This window comes from Streptomyces botrytidirepellens (assembly GCF_003721215.1).
GTDB classification, from domain to species: Bacteria; Actinomycetota; Actinomycetes; order Streptomycetales; family Streptomycetaceae; genus Streptomyces; species Streptomyces himastatinicus.
Genome location: NZ_RIBZ01000103.1, coordinates 1 through 6244, shown reverse-complemented (window position 1 = coordinate 6244; position 6244 = coordinate 1). Strand labels below are relative to the sequence as shown.

General features: G+C 65.5%; 6 protein-coding genes and 1 pseudogene. 3 read left to right on the top strand and 4 right to left on the bottom strand.

Going from position 1 to position 6244, the window contains the following annotated elements; all coding sequences use genetic code 11:
- From EEJ42_RS08165 to EEJ42_RS08150, 4 genes and pseudogenes are all read right to left on the bottom strand, one after another.
- A pseudogene (locus tag EEJ42_RS08165) lies at nt 1-1036 on the bottom strand (hypothetical protein); the annotation flags it as partial.
- A 2-nt stretch (nt 1037-1038) separates the two neighbouring features.
- Complete coding sequence (locus EEJ42_RS08160; RefSeq protein ID WP_123099305.1) at nt 1039-1416, bottom strand: hypothetical protein; 378 nt, start codon at nt 1414-1416, stop codon at nt 1039-1041.
- Nucleotides 1406-2260, bottom strand: coding sequence for a DUF8175 domain-containg protein (locus EEJ42_RS54850; protein ID WP_123099304.1), 855 nt, complete (start codon nt 2258-2260; stop codon nt 1406-1408). The genes EEJ42_RS08160 and EEJ42_RS54850 overlap by 11 nt, the downstream gene beginning before the upstream one ends.
- The gene (locus EEJ42_RS08150) at nt 2260-2583 is read right to left on the bottom strand and encodes a hypothetical protein (protein ID WP_246096220.1); all 324 of its coding nucleotides are present in this window, start codon (nt 2581-2583) and stop codon (nt 2260-2262) included. Before EEJ42_RS08150 ends, EEJ42_RS54850 begins: the two co-directional genes overlap by 1 nt.
- Nucleotides 2584-3093: 510 nt before the next feature.
- Between EEJ42_RS08150 and EEJ42_RS08145 the strand changes: the two genes are divergently transcribed.
- The 3 genes from EEJ42_RS08145 to EEJ42_RS08135 all read left to right on the top strand — a co-directional run bounded on the left by EEJ42_RS08145 (nt 3094) and on the right by EEJ42_RS08135 (nt 5132).
- Nucleotides 3094-4044: a M23 family metallopeptidase gene (locus EEJ42_RS08145; RefSeq protein WP_246096218.1), complete on the top strand. Its 951-nt coding sequence runs from the start codon at nt 3094-3096 to the stop codon at nt 4042-4044.
- 47 nt (nt 4045-4091) lie between these two features.
- Entirely contained in the window at nt 4092-4802 is a 711-nt protein-coding gene (locus EEJ42_RS08140) for a hypothetical protein (protein WP_123099302.1), read from the top strand.
- An 87-nt stretch (nt 4803-4889) separates the two neighbouring features.
- Entirely contained in the window at nt 4890-5132 is a 243-nt protein-coding gene (locus tag EEJ42_RS08135) for a hypothetical protein (RefSeq protein ID WP_246096216.1), read from the top strand.
- Nucleotides 5133-6244: the final 1112 nt, after the last annotated feature.

Below are 6244 nucleotides of genomic sequence, written 5' to 3'. Positions count from 1 at the left end.
TCTTGCCCTTGCCGGGGCCGCCGCTCTGCTGACCGCCGCCTTGCTGGCCGCCACCGCCACCGTCGCCGGAGGCGTTGTTCGCGCCGTCCTTCGCGGCCTGGACGGTCTGGTCGAGGCCTTCCTTGACGGCCATCCCTGCAGCAACGGGTGGTGCGGCCTTGCCCGCCGTGCTGGTGGCGCCACCTGCGCCAGCTGCGCCGCCGCCCCCGCCGCTGTCGGCCGAGTTCTTGGACGCAGCCCGCGCCTTCATATCGTCCTGCTTCTGCTTCACCCCCTTGGCGCGCTGGCCCGCCTCGTCCTTGACCTGAGCCATGGTCTGGATCTCGTCACCGACCAAGGGCAGCCACTTCGCGATCTGAAAGGGCATGAACAGGGCGATGAACAGCAGGGCAGTGAAGGTGATACAGGTGCCGATGGCCTGCGGCACGGTTATGCGGTGCCAGCTGTCGGCGGCGCCGTCCAAGAGGGCACCCGCCAGGGCGAGAGCGAGGTAGATGCCCAGCTTGCTGGCGATGACCCCGCCCATGATGCCGACCCATTTGCGGGTATTGCCCCACAGATCCTTGTCGACCAGGCCGGAGAAAACCAGCGGGCCGAAGATCAACCCGAGCAGGATGAGCGCGTTGCGCACGACGAGCATCACCCACAAGCCGAACACCGCGAACAAGATCATCAGAGCGAGCGGAATGGCGATGACCACCCCAAAGGCGGTAGAGGCGATGATGGCCAATGGGATGGCGAAAACCACCATTCCGCCGACGAATACCTCATTGATGTAGTCACCGAGGATCGCCTCTGCCGCACTGTCGACGAAATCGACTAGGTACGCCACAGCCGCTGGCATGAATCCCGCCACGACCACGGACATCAGCAGGTAGCCGACGTTCTCCATCGCGGCCTGGGCGATCGGCACACCCCGGACCACCCGCTTCACCACCGATATCAGCCACTGAACCATGGTGAAGACGGTGGCGAGGGCGAAGACGAGACCATACAGGCGCAGAAAACCTGGGTTTCCCCAGTCGATTTCCATCATGACTAGTCCTCCTTGCCCTTCTTGCCTTTCTTGGGCTCGGACGGCTTCTTGCCGGTGAGTTCTTCACCGAAGGCGGAGAACATTCCCTTCGTTCCGGAACGCAGCTTCTGTTCCATGTAACCGAGTGGATCGGAGGCGAAATCAATGGTTTCGTTCACGCGGTCGACAACATAGTCAGCACCCGACTTGTCGTACGCCCACTTGGCGCCCTCCTTCGCCTTATTGCAGACGGTCTTTCCGCCCGGCAGATTGCAGGGGTTGACCCAGCCGGGGGCGGCCTGTGCCTTAGGGGCTGCGGGGCTGGCCACAACGATGGAGGCCGCGAACATGGCGGCGACAAGCCCCTGCGCGATGCGCCGCCGCGCGAAATCAGCCTGCATAGTGCGGTGCCTCGAATTCCTTGTTGGCCAGGCGCATTTCATCGGTGGACGACGCCGACTGGTCGGCCGCGACCAGCGGAGTGGGACCGTCGGTCTGGTCGATCGTCGCGACCTTCCAGTCACCCTCCTGCCACTGCAAAATCAGCGTGTAGGTCGAGTAGGTGCCGGAGACCGGCATCTTCGACTTGTCGGTGGGGACCCCGACGACCTCGCTCATCCAGACCCGGACCGTGGCCGTGTCCTCGGAGTAGGACCGCACGCCGGTGCCGAGCGAGGCAGCCCGCATGACCATGTCGGGAGCTGTCTGCTCGGTCGCGCCGAGCGACGCCATCAGGCCCTTGACCGTCTGGTCGTCCTGCGCCTGCTGGTCAGCCAGCGCAGAGGGCGTCATCACCGTCTTCAGTACCTGGTGACGCAGCGCTTGGTCGGTGAAGTACCCCGGCGAGGAGCGGGCGACCTGGTAGTTGACCGCGGCCGCCGCGGCGCCGTCCTTGGTGCGCGGATACCCGACCGGGACTCCGCTCTTGACGGTCTTCGCCTTGGCGCCGGGCCNCGGATACCCGACCGGGACTCCGCTCTTGACGGTCTTCGCCTTGGCGCCGGGCCCGCTGCCGCCGGCTTGGGAGGTGGGCGTGGAGTCAGCGGGTGTCTCTGGAGTGTCCGAAGCATCCGTGCCACCCCCGCCGCCGAACAGGGTCAGCGCTATGCCGAGCGCCAGCACGACGCCGAAGATGATCGCGCCGATCTTGACCTTGCGCCACGGAGACGCCGCCCCGGCCCCGGGAGTCTCCGGTGCCTTTGCCGTCAGACTCCGCGTACCGGTCTGCTTCTGGTTGCCGGCCATTAGATTCCAAACCCGTAGACGATGCCGAAGAGTGTCGACATGGAGGCGACTGCGAAAAGGCCCAGAAGGGAGCTGGCGACCATGGTCTGCCCCTTCTTCGTCTCCATCGTGTTGTGCTGCTGGTTTCCGACGCGGATATGGACGGAGCCAACGATGGCGCTTCCGAGCAGGAAGAGAACGGCGCCGGCCATGACCACGCCGACAATGATCTTTGCCTTGGTGCCGATGGCGCCGAATACTGCCCAGTCGGGCTTGATCCCGTCTGTGATAGTGCCTATGCCGCCGTCTGCTGCGAACTGCACCACCTGCTGTGCTACCTGCACGAATCCCTCCCAGGCTGCGAAAGCCTGCCCCAGTCCGCGTGAAGGACCTGGACAATCGGTCGTCGACAGCGAGGAATTCGCGCGTCGCGCCGAATAATCGTCAGCCGAATATGGGGAGGCGGCTGAAGAGCCGTCCCAGCAGATGCGTTGACGCATCCGCAATTCGATGCCTTAGGATTCAGCGCGAGTTGTCGATTCCCTGCTGCTTTCACTCGGCGCAGACGCTAGCCGCGCAATGTGCGGCCATGTAGTGGCGCATTCGCAGCCTTGGGACGCCCGGCTAAACGGGTTCACCCCATGGCACGGGAATTGCGGTTTCCGTCCCTCGTGGCGGGATGCGCATCGACGACTGGGGATCGAGATATGGGCACAGTCATACGCATCGCTGGGGGTGGAGTCGCGGCGATGTGCGCTGGTGTGCTCTGCCTGCCGCTGATGCTGGGCAGCGGCGGGTCGGGGAACGGACCGGCATGGGAGGACTCCTGCACACCCAGCAGCCCGGCCATGCAAGTGGCCAGCAAGAAGCAGGAAATCCCGGCCGCAGAGGCCGGGGGGCAGGTCACGGTGCCCTTGAACCCGCAGGGCAAGCAGCAGAGCGCCAACTGGACGGGGGAGCAGAAGCGCAACGCCAGCGTGATCACCAACGTTGCGCGCAGCCGCGGTCTTCCGCCTCGTGCGGCGGTCATCGGCGTAGCCACCGCGATCCAGGAGTCGATGCTCAAGAACATCCGGCACGGAGACCGCGATTCCCAGGGCCTGTTCCAGCAGCGTCCCTCACAGGGCTGGGGCACTGTCGCGCAGATCACCGACCCGATCCACGCGAGCAACTCCTTCCTTGCGCGCCTGGCCAAGGTCGGCAAGTGGCAGACCAAACCGCTCACCCAGGCCGCCCAGAACGTACAGCGTTCCGGCTTCCCCGATGCGTACGCTCAGTGGGAGAAGGCCGCCGGTGAGCTCGTAGTCAAGAGCTGGGGCAAGAAGGCCGTGCTCTCCACCACCTCCGGGTGCGACGCCGTCAAGAACGCCGCCAACTCCACCGACACCAAAGGCAAGGGGGGATGGGCGCTGCCCGTGGAGAACTCCCGTGTCACCACCCCCTACAAGGCCGGCGGCGGCATGTGGTCCTCCGGTAGCCACACCGGTATCGACTTCCCGGTTGCCACCGGCACCCGCGTCCAGGCCGTTGGCACCGGCACCGTCGTCGAAGCCGGATGGGGCGGCGCGTACGGCAACAACGTCGTCATCAAAATGAGCGACGGCAAATACACGCATTACGGACATCTCTCGAAAATCTCCGTGAGCAAGAACCAGACCGTCAAGGCACGCCAACAGATCGGCCTCTCCGGTGCGACCGGCAATGTGTCCGGCCCCCACTTGCACTTCGAAGCCCGCACAGGACCCGCGTACGGATCCGACATGAACCCCGTCGCATATCTCCGCAGCCACGGACTCTCGCTCTGACCCCTGAAGGAGGAGCGCCCGCGGCACCATGTCGCGGGCCGCACACCATGAACACCAGCACACGCCACCAGGTCCACATCAGCCGCGACGGCCAGCTCCACATCGACGGCGAGCCGCAGGTCGTCCCCGACGGAGTCGACCCTTCGCAGGTCGTCGTCCAGGCCCTCCACATCGAGGCCGCTGGCAGCGGCTTGCCAGCCCTCGTCCAAGTCGAGGACGAGCGCAGCAACTCCCACTTCGACATGCAGGTCATGCCCGATGGCACCACCCAGGCCACAGGAGCCCCGCCCGCGGTCCCCCAGCCGGTGCCAGCCGAGTCCGGGGAACAGACGGGCAGCCTCTTCGACCGGCTTGCCGCCGCCCAGGCCGCCGGCCGGGCACACGACTTCGATACGGCAAAAACGACTGCCGACGACATCCTGCAGCAACTCACGGCCGAGCAGGGCGACACAGCCGCCGGGACCCTCGAGGCCGCGCAATTCCGGGCCGACCTGGCCTATCTGAGCGGAGAGTACGCCTTCGCCACAGCCTCATGGACCTGGCTCGCCCTCGCTTGGCTCGATCGGCTCGGACCGGGCAAGCGGCGCACCCAGGTGGCGGCACAGAACGCGGCCCAGGCGTGGATGCAACTACCGCCTCACGAGGCAGCCCCCTTGGCCTCGGACCTGGTCAACATGCTCCTGGAAGTGACCGCCCCAGAACGCACCGCAACCATGCGCGCCCAGATCGCCGAGCGGCTCGAACAGCTCAACAACTAGGCAAAGTCAAGACTCATCGGGCCTTGACAACCTTGCAACATCATCTGGCTGCTACAGTCATTCTGTCGCAAGCACGACCACCCTTACGTGCGCAACAGCTTCGACGGCCAAGGAGGCAGGACCATGCGGCGCCTAACGGTGTTCGTCCAGGGAATCCTCGCGTTCGGTGTCGGCATCATGATGCTCGTCAGCTGCCTGATGGCCGCCGCCCACGGTGGCCTGAGCGTCGAGGTGGCTCAGTCAGTCGGCCTTCTCGCCCTGTTCCTCGGATTGCTCCTGATCATCGAGCGCCGGACAACCGGGCGCTGGCACAGGTGGTCGCGCCGCTGAGGCTGGCGCCCGGTCCTCAGCGTGGCGACTGCGGCTGAATGGCCCATCTTGAGATATGCGCGAGGCCCCGCCCGTTGTCAGCTACTCGGGCGGGGTCATTCTGGCGGTTCCGTCTGGACCCGGTCTCATAGCCGATGGCGACAGCGTGCGGAGGTGTCCGGGCACGGAGCGAGAGGCGGGCCCCGTAGAACAGTCGGCCCTGCGGTCTTCGGGTTCACTCTCAGAATCGCGGCGAGCTGGGCGTGGGGTGTGCACGGACGAAAAGGCGGAACGAAGCGGTTCATAGTCGGTGAGCTGCGGCTGGCACATCACCCGCGGACGGGCCGAGCGATGTGCTGGCGCTCGGACTGGACGCCGTGGCCGAGCAGCGGGTTCCTCGGCTACGGCAACGGACGGGTGCTGGTCGCCCCCGCACAGTGCATGGATGTCCACACAGAGAGGGCCGGACGGGGCAGAAGTGCCAAGGCACGTGGTTGAAGCTGAGTTCGACGAGCTGCCCGTCTCCAGGGATGGCCAGGAGGCAGTCGCGAACGCCGGTCGAAGCCATTGGTTGCAGCATCAGCGCCCGGATGGCAGGGCCTTCTGGCGGGTTGTGCAGTGGGTGGGCATCGACCCGCAGTCCGCTGCCACGCGGAGCGTCCTGGCGGCCGTCGCCGTAGCTCGTGATGACGGTCCAGATCCGGGCAGAGGTGGGCTGGTCACACAAGCCAGCGGGAGGCCTGAGCCAAGTCCCGGGCCATGAAGGGGCGAGGCGAAGAGGAAATGGTTATTGCATGTTTCATCTTCGTCGCTGCGGTCGGCGAGCACCTGACGCGGAGTCGATTGCCGCGACACCTTCGGTCAGCATCCAGTGGCCTTCGGACATCCGGTGATAGAGAGTGCCGGAACAAAAAAGAGAGACCAGCCATACCCGCACCCGCGAAGGGCACAGGATTTCGAGTGCTCACCTCGTCGGATGAGCTTGTGAGATGGCTGGTCCCGCAACCAGTTAAGCACACCTTCCACGCCGCCAGTCAAACCACCGGTTGCGGTCGGGTAGCCGGAGACCATTGCTGATCCCCGGCCCCCTCAGAACCGGACGTGCGAGCTTTCCCCGCATCCGGCTCAAGCAA

Coding starts and splice junctions, on each gene's coding strand:
- EEJ42_RS08140 (WP_123099302.1), top strand. CDS start 4,092: ATGAACACCAGCACACGCCACCAGGTCCACATCAGCCGCGACGGCCAG.
- EEJ42_RS08160 (WP_123099305.1), bottom strand. CDS start 1,416: ATGCAGGCTGATTTCGCGCGGCGGCGCATCGCGCAGGGGCTTGTCGCC.